This window comes from Ideonella paludis (genome assembly GCF_018069865.1).
Taxonomy (GTDB): Bacteria; Pseudomonadota; Gammaproteobacteria; order Burkholderiales; family Burkholderiaceae_C; genus Ideonella; species Ideonella paludis.
In genome coordinates this window covers 24,262-43,800 of the sequence record NZ_JAGQDG010000010.1, presented here as the reverse complement: position 1 = coordinate 43,800, position 19,539 = coordinate 24,262, and the positions used below count along the sequence as shown (strand labels likewise).

General features: G+C 49.0%; 12 protein-coding genes and 1 pseudogene. 9 read left to right on the top strand and 4 right to left on the bottom strand.

The window, feature by feature from the left end; genetic code table 11:
- The first annotated feature begins 209 nt into the window (after window positions 1–209).
- The 6 genes from KAK11_RS20955 (at window position 210) to KAK11_RS20930 (ending at window position 9,734) form a co-directional block, all read left to right on the top strand.
- Complete coding sequence (locus KAK11_RS20955; RefSeq protein ID WP_210811531.1) at window positions 210–4,049, top strand: Ig-like domain-containing protein; 3,840 nt, start codon at window positions 210–212, stop codon at window positions 4,047–4,049.
- 178 nt (window positions 4,050–4,227) lie between these two features.
- Complete coding sequence (locus KAK11_RS20950; RefSeq protein WP_210811529.1) at window positions 4,228–4,713, top strand: hypothetical protein; 486 nt, start codon at window positions 4,228–4,230, stop codon at window positions 4,711–4,713.
- Between the two features lie 172 nt (window positions 4,714–4,885).
- A complete protein-coding gene (locus KAK11_RS20945) occupies window positions 4,886–6,835 on the top strand; it encodes an ATP-binding response regulator (protein WP_210811528.1) in 1,950 nt (649 codons plus the stop codon).
- 84 nt (window positions 6,836–6,919) lie between these two features.
- Window positions 6,920–7,345 carry a hypothetical protein gene (locus KAK11_RS20940; protein ID WP_210811524.1) on the top strand — a complete coding sequence of 142 codons (426 nt, stop codon included), beginning with the start codon at window positions 6,920–6,922 and terminating at the stop codon, window positions 7,343–7,345.
- A gap of 378 nt (window positions 7,346–7,723) precedes the next feature.
- Window positions 7,724–8,977, top strand: a complete 1,254-nt coding sequence (locus KAK11_RS20935) for a sensor histidine kinase (RefSeq protein WP_210811520.1) — start codon at window positions 7,724–7,726, stop codon at window positions 8,975–8,977.
- Window positions 8,978–9,023: 46 nt separating this feature from the next.
- Window positions 9,024–9,734: a response regulator transcription factor gene (locus tag KAK11_RS20930; RefSeq protein WP_210811519.1), complete on the top strand. Its 711-nt coding sequence runs from the start codon at window positions 9,024–9,026 to the stop codon at window positions 9,732–9,734.
- A gap of 11 nt (window positions 9,735–9,745) precedes the next feature.
- Here KAK11_RS20930 and KAK11_RS20925 read toward each other — a convergent pair whose 3' ends face one another.
- Both KAK11_RS20925 and KAK11_RS20920 read right to left on the bottom strand, forming a co-directional pair.
- Window positions 9,746–10,978 (bottom strand): GGDEF domain-containing protein, encoded by a 1,233-nt coding sequence (locus tag KAK11_RS20925; protein ID WP_210811517.1) that lies wholly within the window; start codon window positions 10,976–10,978, stop codon window positions 9,746–9,748.
- Window positions 10,979–11,586: 608 nt separating this feature from the next.
- Complete coding sequence (locus KAK11_RS20920) at window positions 11,587–12,720, bottom strand: tetratricopeptide repeat protein (protein WP_210811516.1); 1,134 nt, start codon at window positions 12,718–12,720, stop codon at window positions 11,587–11,589.
- A 210-nt stretch (window positions 12,721–12,930) separates the two neighbouring features.
- On the opposite strand from KAK11_RS20920, the gene KAK11_RS20915 reads away from it, so the two are divergent.
- Both KAK11_RS20915 and KAK11_RS20910 read left to right on the top strand, forming a co-directional pair.
- Window positions 12,931–14,835, top strand: coding sequence for a putative bifunctional diguanylate cyclase/phosphodiesterase (locus KAK11_RS20915; RefSeq protein WP_210811514.1), 1,905 nt, complete (start codon window positions 12,931–12,933; stop codon window positions 14,833–14,835).
- A 140-nt stretch (window positions 14,836–14,975) separates the two neighbouring features.
- Window positions 14,976–15,491 (top strand): hemerythrin domain-containing protein, encoded by a 516-nt coding sequence (locus tag KAK11_RS20910; RefSeq protein ID WP_210811513.1) that lies wholly within the window; start codon window positions 14,976–14,978, stop codon window positions 15,489–15,491.
- A 421-nt stretch (window positions 15,492–15,912) separates the two neighbouring features.
- On the opposite strand, the gene KAK11_RS22335 is transcribed toward KAK11_RS20910, so the two are convergent.
- Complete coding sequence (locus tag KAK11_RS22335) at window positions 15,913–16,044, bottom strand: hypothetical protein (protein ID WP_375140708.1); 132 nt, start codon at window positions 16,042–16,044, stop codon at window positions 15,913–15,915.
- A gap of 200 nt (window positions 16,045–16,244) precedes the next feature.
- Window positions 16,245–17,202: pseudogene (locus tag KAK11_RS20900) on the bottom strand (IS1595 family transposase).
- 183 nt (window positions 17,203–17,385) lie between these two features.
- Between KAK11_RS20900 and KAK11_RS20890 the strand changes: the two are divergent.
- Window positions 17,386–19,509, top strand: a complete 2,124-nt coding sequence (locus KAK11_RS20890; protein WP_210811504.1) for an EAL domain-containing protein — start codon at window positions 17,386–17,388, stop codon at window positions 19,507–19,509.
- The last annotated feature ends 30 nt before the right edge of the window (window positions 19,510–19,539 follow it).

The window sequence follows — 19,539 nt, the reverse complement described above, 5'->3', positions numbered from 1 at the left end:
CAAAAGCTGGGGCGTATGCGGGCGTCGCAACGCTTGGATTTGTTTCGTTCCGCCGGATCGCGCTTTCGATGCCGCCAAACGCCGTTTCGTCGGCAACCAAGCTCTGCGCTGGACGCGCCAAAAACAATACAGACCAAGCGGCCGATGCCTGCACAGGCAGTTACAGCAGGCCTCTTTTGTCCCTCCAACGAACCTTTTGAAAGCGACATATGGCTACCGATGTTTTGAATCTTGCTCCCGTGGTTGTGAATGAATATGTCACAGTGAATGCGGGCCAATTGGTCAGTGCGCCAGCCAGCATCCTGCTCACCAACGACTTGGACCCTGAAGGCGGTGCGTTGAGCATCGTCAAGTTTGGCCAAGCCAGCCACGGCACCTTTACCCAGAGCGCTGACGGCACGATCTCCTATGTGTCTGCGCCTGGCTTTGTGGGCCAAGACACCGTGACCTATGTGGTTCAGGATGCCGCCGGCAACCAAACTACCGGCACCATCTATTTGAACGTGGTCAGCACAGCCAATGTGCCGCCCACCTTGCAAGACGAGTACGCCACCGTGCAGGCGGGCAATGCAGTCACTGCCGACCCGAGTGTGCTCTTGGCCAATGATGGCGATGCGAATGGCGACAAACTGACCATCGTCGGCTTCGGCAAGCCCACCGTGGGCACTTTGGTGCAAAACGCTGATGGCACCATCACCTACACCGCTCCGCCCGATTACAGCGGCCCGGCCACTTTCACCTATACGGTCTCCGACGGCAAGGGCGGTGAGTCCACCGCAACGGTGTATCTCACTGTCGCCGGCGCGCCCAACTCTGCGCCTGTGGCCGGGAACGACGCTGCTAACGTGGCCCACGCGGGTAGCGTGACCATCAATGTGCTGGCCAACGACACCGACGCCAATGGCGACAAGCTGACGGTGACGGGCGTCAACCAGCCTGCGCATGGCAGCGCCGTGCTGAACGCCGACGGTACCGTGACCTACAAGGCCAACGCGGGCTACAGCGGCACCGACACCTTCACCTACACCGTGGCTGACGGCAAGGGCGGTACATCCACCGCCACGGTGGCCGTGCAGGTAGCAGCCGCCCCCAATGTGGCGCCTGTGGCCGGCGATGACACTGCTAACGTGGCCCACGCGGGTAGTGTGACAATCAATGTGCTGGCCAATGACACTGACGCCAACGGCGACAAGCTGACGGTGACGGGCGTCAACCAACCTGCGCATGGCAGCGCCGTGTTGAACGCCGACGGTACCGTGAGCTACAAGGCCAACGCGGGCTACAGCGGCACCGACACCTTCACCTACACCGTGGCTGACGGCAAGGGCGGTACATCCACCGCCACGGTGGCCGTCAACGTGGCTGCAAAGGTGATGGATTTGTCAGCGCCTGATTTGGTTGCCAGCAACGACAGCGGCTTCAGCAACAGCGACAACTACACCAATGCCACAAAGCTCAGCTTTGTGATTGGAGCCATGGAAAAGGCGGGGGACGTCCCCAATCTCTATGTCAACGGTGTCAAGGTGGCCTCCACCTATGACGCTTCGAGCGGCATCATCACAGCAGTGAACGCCATTGCCCCTGGCAATCACCAGGTCACCTACACCTTCACTAACGCCGCCGGCGCTGAATCGGCCAAGTCTGCCGTGTTGAGCGTGACCATCGACACTACAGCTCCCACCGCCAACGTTCCCGATTTGCTGGACAGCAGTGACACGGGCCTCAACAACAAGGACGACACCACGAGCGACAACCGCCCGGCCTTCAGCGTCGGTAATGTGGCCCCCACCGACCGTGCGACGTTGTGGATCGACGGTAGTGAAGTTGCCGCCATCTACGACGCCGACCAGCGCACCATTCGGCCTGTAGACGCCATCGCGGACGGTGCACACAGTGTGAGCCTGAAGGTGATCGACTTGGCAGGCAATGTTTCGGCTGCCTCGACCGCCCTGACTATCGCCATCAGAACCGACGTTCCGCCTGCCTCGTTGAACACGCCAGACATGCTGACCCTTGCTGACTCGGGCAGCAGCAATGTGGACAACATCACCGCCAATACGAAGCCGGGTTTTGTGGTGGGTGAAAAGATTCGCGGCGGCTCAATGTTGTTGTTGGTAGATGGCGTGGAAGTGGCCGCCACTTACGACCCGGTGGCCAAGACCTTGACCCCAACGGTTGCGCTCACCGAGGGCTTGCACCAAATCAGCACCATCAATGTCTCTGGAACCGGTGTGAAGTCGGCGCCCTCACCAGCGTTGACCATCGATATTGATGCCATCAAAGAGACACCCACCAACGGTGCCGACATGGTGGCCGCCAGTGACAGCGGACTGAGCCAAACCGACAACATCACCAACAACACCCGTCCCAGCTTCACCGTGGGGGCGCCGCCCAAAGCCGGTGACACCATGAACCTTTATATCGACAACCAAAAAGTCGATGCGGTGTACGACGAGGCGGCAGGTACCTTGACTCCCGTTGCAGCCCTGACCCCTGGCCAGCATTGGGTGGCCTGGTCCGTCACCAACGCAGCGGGCGTTGAGTCTGGTTTGGCAGCCATCGGAGATCGTCCGGGCGTGGTGGCCACCTACTATGACGGTAACTGGGTTGCCCAGGCGTCGGAGGTCACGTCGACGGTGAACCAGGACTGGGGATTTGGTGGGCCTGCCTACATGACAGACAGCTTCATCACCAGCTACAAAGGCAAGCTCGTTCCGCCGACCACGGGCGAATACACCTTCCAATCCTGGGCGGACAACGGTGTGCGGCTTTATGTGGACGGCAAGTTGTTGATCGAAGATGTGCGTTTCGAGGAGTTTGGACTGCGGACCAGTGGTGGCATCACCTTGGAGGGCGGCAAGGAATACACCCTCATCATGGAGCACCATGAGCACCATGGTGCAGCCAGCGTTGATCTGCGCTGGCGTGAGCCCGGCAAGACGGAGTTTGTAACCATTCCTGCCGGAACGCCCCAGATGGGGGGCCTCTACGCCTATGCCGGCGACCTGATCACCATCGACACCACAGCCCCCACCGCCATCAAGCCCGACATGCTGGCCACCAGTGACCTGGGCACCAGCGCCGTGGACAACCTCACTGGCGACAACCGCCCGGTCTTCGCTGTAGGCACCGTGGCTGCCACAGACCGCGTCAGCCTGTGGGTGGATGGTAAGGAGGTTGCCGCGACCTACGACGCTGCCCAGCGTACGATTCAACCGGTGGACGCCATCGCCGACGGTGCACACAGTGTGAGCCTCAAGGTGACCGACTTGGCTGGCAACGTCTCAGCGGCCTCTGAGGCGTTGAATGTGCGGATCGACGCCCGCGTGCCTTTGGCACCGGTGAATCAGCCTGATCTGCTGAGTTTCGACGATACCGGGATCAGCCCCACGGACAACATCACCGCCAATACCCAGCCAAGGTTTGTGGTGGGTGAGGTGCCCCCGGGTGGCAAGATTGAGCTGTTGTTGGATGGCCAAGTGGTGAGCGCTAGCTATGACGCCATTGCCAAGACGCTGAAGCCGACTGCACCGATTGCTGAAGGTGTGCATGATGTGAGCATGCGCTATGTCACCGAGGCCGGTGTGGCCTCTGCTGCGTCTCCAGCACTGACCATCGAGATTGATGCCATTGCGGACCCCACCGCAGTCCGCCGTGCCTCTCTGAATTTGGTGGCATTTGAAGAGTCGCAACCAGTGGACCCCACCTTTGCGGTGGCAACGATGCCGGACTTTGGGGGCCAAGTGGTGCAGGCCTACAGCCTTGCTGCACCGGTCAACTCAAGCACGACTGCACTGAGCCTCAACAGCGCGAGCGTCGGCAACGCAGACGACCAGTCCCTGGACTTGCGCGACCTGTTGGTCATGGACACGGCTTTGTTTGTGACCAACACAGCCGCCGACGCCCCCGCCAGCAGCGGTCTGTCTGACTCCAGCATGCACGTCGGCGTCGACGTCAGTGCCACCGCGCTAATGGGTTTGGTGGGTGACTTCGGTAGCTACGCTGGCTTGGTTAAGGAAGCCGACCAGGCAAGCTATCAACAGTTTTAACGGTTGGTGCAGGGGGCTCAGACGAGCGCCCCGAGGGGGCACTGGGTCCAAAGACTCAGTGCCCCCTTTTTGCTCCCATAAGGGGTTTGCCTTTGACAATTTGAATCAATAGGCGCTACCGACGCGAAATTAAAAGGGCATATCGATGTTTAATTGGCCATTTAGGAAATTGCTCTATTTGAAATTGTCCGATGAATTGATTTCACTTCGCGACCCTCAAACCGGGCAACAGATTAATCTAGTCTCGATTGTGACCATTACAGAGAAGCATGGCCGCAGATTCATCCATGTTGGTAAATGTGCAAAATTGCATCAAGATCAAAAACACAGACGCGTAATAAATCCGTTTGCAAGTTATGAGTTCATGATGAACCATCTCGATGTCTGCCAACATCTAATTTCAAATTTACTGAAAAGATATGCGAAAATTTGGACAATACCAAGAATTCTCGATGTACTAATTCATCTTGATCAAAACTTGTTGAAAGGCGCCTCTTCCGAAGGCATGGAAAGGTTTGCTGAAATGGTGTTGTCTTCTGGCGCCTCCGATGTAAGGCTATGGATTGGTGGGAATATCTCAGATCGGGACTTGAGAGATGGAATATTTCCAAAAAATGTCGGTACTATGCTGTATAAACAAAGTGGCTTGTTGAGGCGATGGTGATGAACTGTTGGGTATAGATAGACCTGTCCCCAATGAGAAAAAATTTTCATTTACGTCATCTTTCTCACCATCTTGGAGATGGGACGCAAACGTTAAATCGCAAATACTCATGGAATTGCATGAGTCTGAGTAATATTTTGGGGTAAATTGCATGGGGCACGTTGATACCATCATGAAAAGACTAAGTGATTTTGAGATTGCAAAGAGCTTGCCGCTTCCATTTGAGAACGAAGTGGAGTCGGACTTTCAGGCTTTCCATGCGGCGGAATGGGCAACGCGACGATCTGCGACCTCTCTCTTGGCTGGGTGTGCTTGGATATTTTTTGGCTTTTGGGATCTGTATTTCGCACATCAGCGCGATGCGGTGACTTTCAATAATATATACTTCTGCATAATTCCCTGGGTCGCTGGTGTTTTGATTTTGCTATTTCGCACTTTCGCATTGGAAAGGCAGAATGTATTTAATTCTCCCAAGTTGGTTGAAAAATGGATATTGATCACCGTCTGTGGATCCGCGGTGGCGCAGCTCGTTAGATTCAGATTTTTGCAATTTGATGAGCAATGGATTGGCTTGTACTTTGGCATGATGCTCCAGGTAACGTTTGCTTTCAGCATGCTGGGGCTGCTCAGGCGGGCCACCTTAATATCATCGATCATTTTCTTGTCATGCTCGATTGCGTTAATAATTGCTATTCAATTTCATCGTCCAAACCCACTGATAGGCACCGAGGCTGCAGTCACAATGTATTGCCTCATCGTGATGGTTACATTTTTGTGCGTACTCACGAGTTTTTTGTTAGAAGTGCAAGCTAGATCGACCTTTTTGTCTCAAAAAGGGTTAAGGGAAAAAATTTTAATTGAGGAGCAATCTGCCGAGCAGCTTAAATTCATCAATAGAGAATTGAACGAGGCCAAAATCATGTCTGAAGAAAGATTGGCGACTGTTCTCGCACTGCAGTTAAAGATTGAAGAAGATGCACATAAGCAAGATATTGACCGTTTAGACTTTTTGTCGGGGGCTGTTCATGATTTGCGGCAGCCCGTTCAGGTAATGCTATCAATGCGGCTTCCAATCAATAAATTATTGCGTGACGGGGATTTAAGTCGAGGAGCCGAATGCTTGACGTTGGTGTGGCGCGCAGCGGACTCATTAAAAAATCAGTTGGGTGCCTTGCTTAATATTGCACAGTTGGAGAGAGGGGCTCTGCTGCCCGCACTGGGTTCATACAATTTGAAGCAGTTGGTTGATGAAGTGATAGAAATGTATTCTGCAGAGGCGAATCTACAAAATGTCATTCTGCAGATTCGCTCGGAAACGGATAGTATAACCGGTTATACAGATGAGTCATTTTTAAAGCGCATACTTGGAAATTTAATTGAAAATTCCATTAAATATAAAAAAATTCAAACCGGTGAACAGTCTTGGGTGAAAATATCACTTCAGGTTCATCTTGATGAATTTTGTAAAATTGAAGTTGCGGATAATGGAGTTGGCATCGATGAAAATGATATCCGAAATGGAGTTATTTTTTCGCCGTTCATAAGAGGATCCTCTTATGTTCAAGCTAATGGCTTTGGTGTCGGTTTGGCTATTGTTAAGAAAATGATTGAATTGTTACCTGATCATTCAATATCATTCACATCAAATAGAAATTTTGGGACTGCAGCTTCAATAATTTTAAGAAGTGGAGTGAAATTTGCATCGAGATCGATGCCTAAAAATATGGATGAAGTTAGTTCAGACACAGGCGATCTTGTGATACTTATAATTGAGGATGATGATTTGGTTCTTCGAAGTCTCATCGTGCTATTGGAGTCTAACGGCTACAGAACCATATCGGCGAACAATATTGAGCGACTGGCTGAAGTAATTGAATACATGGATAAGTGTCCCGATTTATTTATTGCAGATTATCAAATCGGGGCCATTCATGATGTTGGGGATGCATTTTCAATATTGCCAGATTCTTGGAAAAATATACCCAGCATTATAATTACAGGCGACACTTCCCCTGAGTTTATTGAGGGCAAATATACCAATTCCTTGGTGTTAAAAAAGCCAGTAGATGGGGAGAGGATATTGTTCGAGATAGGTAAAATTTTCAGGGTGTCAGAGGTGTGATGATTGATTGCACTTCATTGCATAACGCTGCAGAAGGAAAACTGCATCCGACCCCGGGCGGAGTTACGCCACAGGCGCTGACTCGTGGCGGTCAAGCTGAATGAAGCGATTGAGCAAGGCGATACGTGCATGCAACTTCACCACTTAGCACTCAAAGGTCGAGACCGTCACACGCTGAGTCAGCCGTTTGAAGCGGCGAATATTGGTCTTTACACGGCTACAGTGGTGGGCGCTGCACTGCAACTACCGTGGTCGACCATCGTGCTTGAAGGTCCTAGCGGCCAATTTGTTGCAAGCTGCTCCAGCTGCCCTCGACTTCTAAAGCTTGGCATTGCGCCGATGTGTAATGACGATCAAGCAGAACTGGATCGCACAGTCCCGCTGGGTCCGCATCCGCCCGCCGTTGGGTCGCGCAAACTTCTTCATGATCTTATCCAAGGACGCCGTCACGGATCCTTTGGCCTGTGCGACGGGTTGAGTTGTTGCCCGTTCGTTGTCATCTACCGCTGAGCGCTACTGCTTATGACCTTCATCGGCCCACGTTATCAGGTAAGCCAGAGCGCCTTGAGCCAAAAGGCTGGATGTCGTGGTCATGGAAAACGGCTGTTGCAAGGTACCAAACGAAATGAAATATAATATATTGGATATTACTGGGTATATAGGTAGGGTGCTAGTGATCCACTGCGTAGATCGTTTTCAGTCTATTCGCGCACTGTAAGTTCTTGACTTAATTGAATCCCTTTGCTGAAAGGTCGATTTATGCAGGTGGACCCCAGTCGAATTTTTACGCTTTGTTAATTTTCAATTGATTTGAAATTTCGTAACTAGGCAAAAATTTTAAATCAACATCGATCTATTGTGGCAATGACGAAAATGATGAGGCCAAAATTGAAGAAAACGGAACTCATTGCGATGCAAGAAGAAAGCCTTCATAAAAAATCCACTGATCTTTCCTGCTTCCAAAATATAATTGAGCTACAGCAGAAAATCATAGAGCAAGCAAAAAAAAAGGAAAATCAGCAAGAGGATTTCTTTACAACTGCGGTGCATGATCTTAGACAACCCGCCCAAGCGCTGATGAACCTAGTGGTTCCATTTAGAGAACTGCTCAAGAAAAATTGCGACCCCTCGACAATGCAATACATTTCTTTGGTCGGCGAGGCAACTGCCCAGTTACAAGATCAGCTCATTAACTTGCAAGACATTTTAAAGATAGAGACCGGCAAAATTACTCCGAAATTAGCACGATTCAATTTAAACGATATTGTGCACCGGGCAGCAATTCTGTGGAAAGGCGCAGCAAAAATAGCTCAGGTCGACATAGAAGTTCAATTGCCTGCCAACGCTGTATACGTGGTGTCAGACTCTGCCCTCTTGCAGAGAATTATTGAGACTTTGATCCGCAACGGAATCAAGTACAAATCCAACGAAAAATTCCCTTCATATGTTTTTGTGAACGTCGAGAGCAAAGGCGACTTTTGCAAAATTTTCATTTCTGACAATGGAATGAAAATTGAGGGTGATCATGAAATAAATCCCGAAAATGTAGAATTGAAAGCGAAGCCAAAGATTGCACGACGCAGCTCAGATCTCGGCTTCGGCCGTGATTTATCCATTGTTTCCAAGTTGATAGACCGCTTAGACGGGCACGAAATTGCTTTCAATACTGAAGCTAACGTCGGTGCGGAATTTATTATCTCGATTGTAGGTGGTAGTAAATTGGATAGGTCTGATTCGCAAAATGTTTCCAATGTTCAGGTCAATGCGGCAAATCTAAGAAATAAGTATATTATTATAGTGGATGATGGCGCCTTGAAGCTGAATGCATTCGGAAGACGGCTTCAGTCTGAAGGTGCCCTGGTTACTATATATTCCGACTCTACTCGAGTCGATGATCTGATTGGCTCAATTGAAAGAGTGCCAAGTTTGATAATCGCAAGATCCAAATTGTTAAATGAAACGAGTGGTACTGCGGTTATCCAAGCGGCACGCTCTGAATGGGGCTGGGTACCAGCGATAATAATAACCGACGATCGCGATATATTGCGAGATGAATTAATTGACGAGTGTACTGAAGAAATTCATGAGTCGGCGCTTGATGAAGTGCTTCTGCTACTAGTTTGCCAAAAGCTTGGCCGATAAATGAGACTCAACCTAAAATGGACTTCGGTTTGACTATTGAAATTATTTGGAGGTCAAATTTGTCATGGTAAATGCAATTGCCCCATTTCCAGATTTGATGAAGCGAATTTTAATTGTGGACGATCATGCTATATTCAGGTTGGGTCTGCGCACCGCAATTAATTCGTTATCAACCAATGCTGAAATTTTCGAAGCGGACAGCCTAGGTACAGCTATATCCCATCTGGATTCAACGTCTTTTGACGTAGCTATTGTGGATATCAATCTCTCTGATGGTGCCACTGGGGCGTCTCTGATTGCACATATCCGAAAGATGGATTATTTGACAAAAATCATCGTTATTTCTGGGGATGATACCCCGGAAACGATAATTCGATGTATCGAAGATGGGGCTGCGGGATACATTACCAAGGGCATCGGTGATGAGCGCACTCTATTAACTGCATTTCATTGTATATTTTCTGGTGCTGTTTATTTGCCAAGTTCAGTCATTCAGGAGCATCAGAATTTGTTAAGTTCGAATGATAATGGGGGCAATAAAAAGTACAAATTAACTCGTAGACAGCGCGAAGTTCTTTATTATATCTGTCAGGGCCTGCCAAATAAATCAATTGCGAGAAAGATGAATTTGTCTGAAAATACAGTCCGCAAAACATATGTTTCTGATATATTGGCTATATTTGAGGTTGCTCGACGTACCGAATTGATTATAAAGATATCGGCCTTGGGATTGAAATTAACCAGCCCTTCTACATAATTTGTGCGCGCTCAAGGGTTGTCAAATTCGTAAGTGGCTCTGGCTCTACCTGAATTTTTGGAGGCATACAGGAGACGGTCTGCGCGTATGTACAGATCTTTTGGGTTGTCATTTTTTAATGATGTAGCTACCCCGACACTAACGGAAATTTGACCATTTACTCCATATTCATGTGGAATTTTTAGATCCGATATGGATTTCGATATCTGAGATATTGTCTCTTTCAAACTAATAAAATTTATATCATGAAGAATTAACGCCATTTCCTCACCGCCAGTTCTTGCGGCCATGTCCAATTCACGCACACTAACATCCTGCAGCACCTTCGCGATACTGATCAATGCCTGGTCGCCTGCTTCATGCCCATAGCAGTCATTAAAGCGCTTGAAATAATCTACATCAAGCAGAACTAGCGCAATCTGCAAGTTATCCCTCTTTGCCAAAGCTAAGCACTTTGATAGGTGCTCGTTGAATGCTCGACGATTATTCAAATTTGTTAACCCGTCACTGTGCGCCAGCCAATCCATTTGACGATGCAATAAAAATTGATTGAATTTCGACAATTGGAGATGATAGTGTGTTAATGCACCCATTCCTGTGGCGACAACCAGTGGCCATGTCCTATGAAAAATTTCTATTTTACTCAGTTGCACACCCAAAAATATCGGTAGAAATATACCAAGAGCACCAACTGTAAATGAAAAAAAAATGCAAGTCATCAGGGAAATGTTTATGGGCAGAGATATGATCATTATCAAAATAACTAGTGTGCCTGACAGGTTGTATCCGTTGATGGCTTCGTGAATTGCGGCTGCTGCCGCAGTTCCCGCGGAAATGCTAAGAAGAATTAGAAATTTAATGGTGGATGAAATATACTTATTTGACGGATTTCTATATTTTATGACAGCAAATATTAATATTGCTGCAACCACAGTTCTTTCTATTACCAATGACGAGTGCAAGTAAGAGCTGTTCCCGGCGATAATTGCCTCCCAATACCCATATATTAACTGGTCCAAAATTGAGTAGCAGCACCAGATTCCAAGTCCAAAGCAAGCCATAGCATAGCTGCTTACACGCGACTCCATTTCACTCTGTCTTTCAAATTCATGACTTAATTCTTTAGGTAATTTGAGCCATTTTATGTCATCTTTGACACTTTGAGGTATTGGTCTTCTCTGACCGTTAGGTATCAATTCTTGAGCTGAAGGAGTCACGGCATTGTTGGGTTTCTTAGGCATCATGGCACGACACGCCCTGATAACGTTGGCAGATGAGGGTTATATGTGATCTCGCGCAGCGGTATATGGAGACGAACGGGGCGCAATACAAAGCATCGCTCCATGCCAGGGATTCGCTGACGGTGTGACTTGGCGTGATCATGCGATGGTTTACGCAGCCCAATGGCAGGCAGGTGCGGAACCGGTGGGACTCGGAAGGTGCGACGTTTTTCTGCCTGACCTTCATGCTATTTCGGAGCAATTCCAATCGTTACATGACCACGGTGGCTGGTGTAGCTCGCCGCAACTTGGCCGCTCGGGCCTGCTAGCGCTTGGGCAGTCCACTGAAGACTCAGTGGATTGCTTACCACGGCCGCAGCCAGGTGGAGACTAAAGTGCGCTGTTTCGAGCGGCTGGATCCGCGAGTGATGGCCTAAACCATTGAGGGCCAAGTGATGCAGTTGTATGTGAGTGTCGCCTTGCTCAACCGCCGCACTCAGCTTGACTGCCCCGAGAAGGCGCCCGTAGCGCAACTTCGCCCGGGGTCGGGGCGCGTCTTCCTTCTGCAAAGTTATGCAATGAAGCACATTTAGCCCCAAAATGCTTTGGAGTCATAGATTTCAGATAAGGACTTATTGGACATATGCAGTGCCAAATTTATGCAAATCATCCTTTAGACCCGCAAGCTCAATATTAATTTGACTTGCTGTTTCAAAGGAATCCGCAGAAATCAGTCGCGCCTCCAGTAAATCAATAGATATTTGTATCGCTTTTAGCTTGGCGGAATGCTGTAACTCCATCAAGACTGATTCAGTCTTCTTTATATCATACTCAATGACTTCTTGATCAATATATACAGTCCCCGCATTTGAAAGTTGACGCATCAAGTTCAATATTTCGAGCCGTCTTGCGCTCCCTAGCAAGGATGTGTATTTGTCAATGTCTCTCAGCATGGTAAGGGATTTGCGGTTGTCACCATGCCGAAACAATGCACCTGCACAAGCGATCTTGGCGCACACCATCTGCAACGGAACTCTCTCCAGGGTCAATCTATATTCCTCCATTAAATCAATTGTCGATTCAATGTGATTTTCTGCAGCCCCGAGTTCTGCTGTAGCAGCAATAATGTGAGGTAGATAATTTGACCGATCAAATGCATCAGAGCAGGCTTTTGCATAATTGAGGCATTCTCTTGCCTTGCTAAAGTTACCCAGGGCAATTTGGCAACTAACCTGCCACCTCCAGGCAAATGGTGAACGGGGATCGCCACGTAGATAAATCCCAGCTAACTCAAACGCGTCAGCAGCCTCTTTAAATTGTCGTGCGTGAAGTAAGATAATTCCCAATCTGAAGCTAAGCCATCCGCGATCGATTTCAGCTGGATCAAAGCATTGCGCTTGGTCGATTATGTGTAACGCCTGCTCGTGGGCGCAAACAAATGACAACGCAACGGCGAATGCACCGAGTGCATCTACGCGGTCACGGTTCACACCACCAGCCTCTGTCAGGCGAACAGCCAAGTGTGCTGTATCAATTGCAATCTCACCCAGACCTTGATGTAGGCAGATTCCGCTCTTAATGGATAACGCTCGAGCCAATCGCAGGCCATCTCCATCTAAGCGCGCCCTTAATACGGTGGCGTCTGCAAGCTTGAATGCTCGTTGAGGGTCGTGCAAGGCCAACAAAAACAGCTGCGATAGTGCATCATCGAGCTCGCCATCACCAGGTTGACGCGCGTCGTCGAGCTGTACTGCAGTTCGGGTCATGTCATCTCCCAATTAAGCGTATTAAGGCAGGACCCATCGCCCTGTGGCCAATGCTAATAGGTGGCCTAGGCACTTCAACAGTGTGCGCCTGACTATTATTTTCGTACGAGCACGTGCTTAGCGAACCCGACAGATGTCGGAATATATTCAAATATCAGACATATGTCGGGCTATATTGGGAAGCAAGACATATGTCCGGTAGAGAGTTGGATGCAGATTCCCGACAATGAGAAAGTAGCCCTTGATCAGTCAACGTCTGAGGAGGTTAAATCAATGTGGGCCTGGCTTAAATCTAGAGTGAAAAGAATGCTAACCAACGCAGCATCGGTAGAAAATGGCTGCAACGGAAGTATTTCATCTTCAATTGAGATGACAGAGAGTGAAATTAAGACGGCTTTAGTGAAGACGGCACTACTATCAATTGGAGATAAGATTTGGTGCTATGATAAAAATTCTGAGAAATTTACAATTGAGGTTTGCAGTGGCACTGGGGCGATTTCGCAATATTCTGTCTCTGTTAATGAGGCAATTGACTGTGTCTCCTGTCTAGTTCACCCTGACGATCAAGCGCAAGTGAATATTTCATGCAAGTCTTTCATACGGATGGATGCGCGCAATATTGCTATTGAATTCAGGGTTGGATATGTCCGGAATGAATGGCGCTGGGTGAGTCTATCTGGCACATGGATTCCTGAGCACGCCAAAGCGTGTGGCGTAGTGCGGGATGCTGATGAGAAGCGGCGCCTTGCTGAATTGGATGAGCTCACTGGCCTAGGGAATAGGCGCGCTTATAATTTAAACCTCGAAGCCAAATTGAATAGGGCTTCTGCAAACTCTGCACTGAGTTTAACGAATTCGAACTTGGTAGTGATATATTTGGATTTGGATAAATTTAAACAAGTTAATGATACCTTGGGGCATCAATACGGAGATAAGACGCTAAAAGAGACTGCACTGAGAATTTCGACCGTCTTAGAGGGAATGGGGCAAGCTTTTAGAATTGGAGGGGACGAGTTTGCAATAGTTTTATGGAGTGAGTGCGGGGAACTAAATTCTATTCACGTGGGCAATTTATGTCAGCGACTGCTAGATGAAATAAAGAAGCCAATTTTCCATGATGGGATTCCCATTGTAATGACGGCTTCCATTGGCATTGCTAGATTTCCTCAAGATGGGAGTACAGGAACAGATCTTGAGCAAGCGGCCGACTCTGCTATGTACCAAGCAAAGCGTGATGGCAGAAATACCTTCCGCCTTTATAAAAAGGGTATCATTAATAATGAGCGAGAGTCATTTTATTTAGAGAGTGCCCTGCGGCGAGCCCTGCCGCTGGGGGAGTTTGAGCTGCTATTTCAGCCAAAGGTACTACTCAGTGACCGCAGTTTTGTGGGAAGAGAGGCCTTAATGCGATGGAAACATCCTCGATGGGGTTCGAGATCGGTGGAAAGCATCGTCAAAGCCATTGAATCCATGGATTTGATTCACGATTTTGGACTTTGGGCCATTGAGGCGGCGGTTGTTTCACATGTGGATGTCAGTGAGTGGGTTCCCTCCCTAAAAACCTCTATTAATATATCGTCGTTGCAGTTACTTAAGTCAGAATTTCCTTCGCAAGTGTGGAAAATACTATTGCGTGAAAAGGTCGATCCCTCAAGCATTGAACTTGAACTCACTGAAACCGTTGTATTATCTGAGTCTAATGAAGTGAGAGCGACATTGAGGGAGCTCCGAAAGATTGGCGTTAAGTTGGTTATTGATGATTTCGGTAAGGGATACTCATCTCTCTCCTATCTGCGAAATCTTCCAGTTACTGGAGTAAAAATTGACAAAATCTTTATTGACAACATTCATAAGGATGTTGAAGCACGAAGATTTGTCACGAATATGTTGGCCTTACTTAGGCCACTGGGGTTGTCGGTGACCGCGGAGGGGATTGAGTTTGAGGCGCAGGCTAGCATATTAAAAGACCTTGGTTGTGAATATGGGCAAGGGTATTTGTTCTCCAGGCCAATGACGTCTGACAGGGAGTTATTGTGGGTGCGAGATGAATTGGAGCGGATTGACTTGCGCGAGAAATGCGCACATAGGACGGATATGGTTAGTATGCCGCTATAAATTGCAGGCTCTTGCAACTGGAGGGCGTGCAATCAAATACTGTTTGAACGGCGGAGTACGGAGTTTTTCTATTCACTACATCTCTATAATTCATATTCCCGATTATTGTTAGTAGACACTCTATATTAAAATAGCTTCCCATGCGAAAATACCCAAGCACTGATCGGTTTAGGAGGGATCATCGAGAAATTAATAGATTGCTAGATGAGTTATGTCAGTATCTTTATACTAAAGCACTTGTCGAGTCGCATTTAGGGATTAGAATAGTTCTAGCAAGACTAAGTAGTAGATTTTTGATTCATGTATGCGCTGAGAATGAAATTCTATACCCAATGATAGTCAATTCAAATATCTTTGGAATGGTAGGAAAAGAATTCAGATCTGATTCAGACCGAGTGCATGATATGGCAGTAGAGTATTTCCAGCGTTGGCGAAATAGCACTATTATTCGTGGTCATTCTGATGCTTTCATATGTGATACTAGAAATTTTGCCAATATTTTGAGATCACAAATAGAAAAGGAAAACAAAATTCTATATTCAATTTTTGATAGTTTGCCAAGTATTTGCTGCACAACTCAGCAGAAAGAAGATTGGCCCTTGACGCCGGGCGGAGTTACGTTTCAGTCAACGGCTTTTGGCCGCCGAGCTGAATGAGACGGTTGAGCAACGCGATATGTACATGCAACTCCACCACTTAGCACTCAAAGGTCAAGACCGTCACCCAGTCAGTCAGCCGCTTGAAGGGGCGCATATTGGTCTCCACATCGCTACAGTGGTGGTGGGCAGTCCACTGCAACGACCATGGGCAGCAATTGCGCTTGCCGGTCCGAGAGGCCAAATTGTTGAAATCTGCTCCAGCTGCCCTCGACTTCTAAAGCTTAGCATTACGCCGAGGTGGAATGATGGTAGGCGGCTCAGCAGAAGGAATGTAGGCCAGCAACTCCAGCAACACAGGTGCATCGCCTACGCTGTTGTCTGTGATCGCCACCGCCCGAATCTCCGGCGTCAGCGCGTTAATGCCCAGTTGCCCTTTACGCCATTGACGTCCGGTCTCGTCCCAATGCTTTTTCCGCATCTATTGGCCTTCGCCAAGGAACTTGATGTCAGAGCTGTTCGCCAACACCTGCAGCTCGCTGCTGCTGGGACGATAGGTCAAGGCTATCTGCAAGCGCGCCTTCCTGCGGCACACTGTGGTGATGTCTGGCACTGGCGTCGGGCTAGCTTCAGTAGGCGTTTTACTAGTCTCAAGCTTTGCCTCAGTGCCCAGCCAAACATGGCCTTGGTTTTCTGGCAGAAGTGGATCGCACGGTCCGAATGCATCTGTTCGCCACTGCTTTTGACCATTATCTGTTCACGATATCAGGTCAGCCAGGGCGCTTCGTGCAACTGAGCCTATGCCATACCTGATTAAATACTTGCTTGAGCATGGCTACCCCTGACGCATTTTTCTGGCATCAGCCGGATTCGCGCCACATCAATAATGAGAGTGGCAATGTGATCGTGCAGGTTGAATCAATGATTGAACCGACGAGCGAAGGCGGCGAGGTAGGTCTTGGCGTATTTGCCGAACTTCAGTGCTTTGAATGCACCGGCCAGCTCGGCGTCGAGATTCTCCAACAAGGTGACCCACTTGAACTCGGAAAGGTCGCGCGGCTTGAGCGCCCCCACCACCCTGGGCGTATGGATGCAGCTAGCTGCGGTGACGGCCGCAAGGCACGCCAGACCTTCGCTGAGGACTGTGGCGATGGGCGGCAAGTTCGCCTTGGCCCCCTTGGCTATGGCGTCAGCGCTAAAGCCACTGACCGGATCGAGCTTCAAGTGCATGGGCAATCCTTCGACGTTGAGCGGCGCTGCCGCAACGAAGGGCACCTTGTTTTCCGAGCCTTGGCCGACTTTGCCCCCGCTGCACTCACCATCGAAGCAAGCACCATCCAGTTGCACCGCACCGCCGAGACGAGGGGCAGGTTCTTGTTGGGGCATGGCGTTGTTGATCTTGTGATGCTGCAGCCAGGCGGTGGGATAGCACACACCCAGACTACGCTTGCCGGCCAGCGACAAGATGCCAGTTTTGGCCTGGATGACGAAGTGAATAGCCAGGAGCCATGTCTTCAGGTGCAGCTTGGTGTGCTCCATCATGGTTCCGGCGGTCAGCAAAGTTTGATGCCGACAACCAACGCACGAAAACAGCCTTCTGGCGTTGTGTCTGACAACGTACTGATAAGCACTGCCGCCGGGTGGGCAACTAAACCCGTCAGGCCAGCGCGAGATTCGAATCGCCTCTACACACTACGCATCGGTGCCAAAGCGGCTCAAAGAATTCGAGGAGCGACATCCCGGGGTAGGTGTGGGTTTGGTGGCTGGACATTAGGGCGCTCTGTCATCACGAAGATTCTAGATTCGAGCTAACGGGCTCACTGGATGAGCCTGCTAAGGCAGGTTCCCAATCAGATTGAGATATAGGTCTGAAGCGATCTCGGTCCCGGTCCAGCCAAAGTCATACGGTGTGTCTATATCGATTGGTATATATTTTATGGCTGTCATACAATCCGTGCTTTCTGCTTTGAAAAGCAGAGTTGCCAAGGTCTGCGAGCAGTGCCATTTCATTAAGCTGATTTTGGGGTGGGCGGCGAGAATTGGTGGCGAGATTTCTGGAATTGTTCATTCCCTGAAACTCGCATGTCTTTCCATGGTTCCATTTCTTGTGGGTGCCGCAAGCGTTACGCTGTTCGAAAGTTTTACCGGCAACTCGATTTTAGGACCAGAAAATCCCAATTTGGGTGGCGCAATTCAGGGGATGTTTCCCCTGATGCTGGTAGTTTCGATCGCCTATCAGCTCTGCGGGGTTCAAGGAATAAACAAGAATATCGGAATTCTTCTCGCGCTGGTCTGTTCTGCGCTTTCCCATATGGGGGGCAATTTTGACTTTAATCGTGCCAACCTCTTTAGTAATGATTTCGGAAATTTATTTGATGTTTTGATCATACCGATTCTGGCGTTGAGGCTTTTTGATGGGATTGCCCGGTTGAGTAAAAAGATTTTAGGAGAAAAATTCGAATATGTATTTTTACCTCAAATATCCGAGGCGTTGCGGCTGATTATTCCGTTTATCTGCACCCTGTTTTTGGTTCTGTTAATTGTTCGGCTTTCGAATTTTGTCTTCGACCAGTTTGGGGGGCTGATGGTTCACGCGGTGGGCGATCTGGGCGGCTTCAAATTCATGTTCGTCCGAATGCTCGCAGCCCATCTGATTTGGACTGTCGGACTCCATGGAGATAATCTTTTTGGCGTCATATTCGGATCGGCGGCGTTGTTCGAGTCTGTGTCCGGTCGGCTAGATTTCATAGGATTTTACAATATTTTCGTAATTTTTGGCGGATGCGGCAGCGCACTGTGCCTTTGGTTGGCGGTTCTGCTGGGATCCAAGGACCGATATGGCAGACGAGTTGCCATCCTGGCGACACCGTTCATATTATTTAATATTCCTGAAATCCTTATTTTTGGCCTTCCGGTCATTATGAATAGACTGTTATTGGTGCCATTTTTCCTGGTGCCGATCGCCAATTTTGCGGCAGGGTATCTTGCCATTCAATCCGGTTTGATTGAGTTTCCTGCGCCTGCGCCAACTTGGACGACGCCTGTTTTTCTGAATATTTATCTTGCAACCGATGGAAATGTGTTCGCGGTCTTGGTTCAATTCGTGAGTATTGCGACAGGAACCCTGATCTATATGCCATTTGTTCGGAAATTTTCCTATATGCAATCCTCCAGCGGCCAGTTGCGTCGGCTCGAGCGAAATCTGAGCCTGACTTCGAATCTTGAATCGATTAATTCGAGAAAGTTTCACAAGGCCCAAATGACGATTATCGATTCTCACATGGAAGTGACGAAGATTATCGATCTGCTCGAGGGAAGACGATTAGAGGTTTATTATCAGCCAAAGGTTGACCCAGTTTCGATGACCAGTTCACAGTTTGAGGCTCTATTGCGAATTCATATGAGCGATGGCGTGGTTAAAGGGCCATTTTTTCTCGAGACATTGGAAATGGCGGGTCTTGCTAGCACAATTGATCTGTGGGTTTGTCGGGCGGTCAAGCAGGATATCGGCAAATGGCGAGAGGTTAATTTTGAGCCCCGGATTTCGATAAATCTCCACCCCGACACGATATCGGATCGAAGATATCTGGATAAGATCGTCGATCTGCTTGCCGGAATGCCGATTGATTTCGAAATTCTCGAGAGAGGGAGCGTAAATAGCGAGGTCGCCATCGAAAATCTTCACTTTCTCCGGGATAAGGGCTTCAAGATTGCATTGGATGACTTCGGTTCTGGTTTTGCCGGGCTAGATGCATTGACTCGGTTACCGCTAGACATGGTCAAGATCGACAAAAGCCTGCTCGACGCCGCCGCTACCGATGCCGGACGTGTCGTGTATGAAACGGCGCTGCAAATTTGCCGCAGGCTGGGGATCGACAGCGTCACCGAGGGGGTCGAAACTCGGGATCAATTGCAACTTGCTGTCGCATTCGGTGTGACCTATGTCCAGGGCTATTTGACTGGTAGGCCGATTCCAGGGATCGGCCTAGAATACTTTGCAGTACCGGAGGCGCTGCGAGCAGATGCCTTGGGTGCTGGAGCTCAGGAATCTACGTCGAAAATTATCGCAAAGGCTTGATCCAATTCTTGCAGGGTCGAGGCAGCCTTA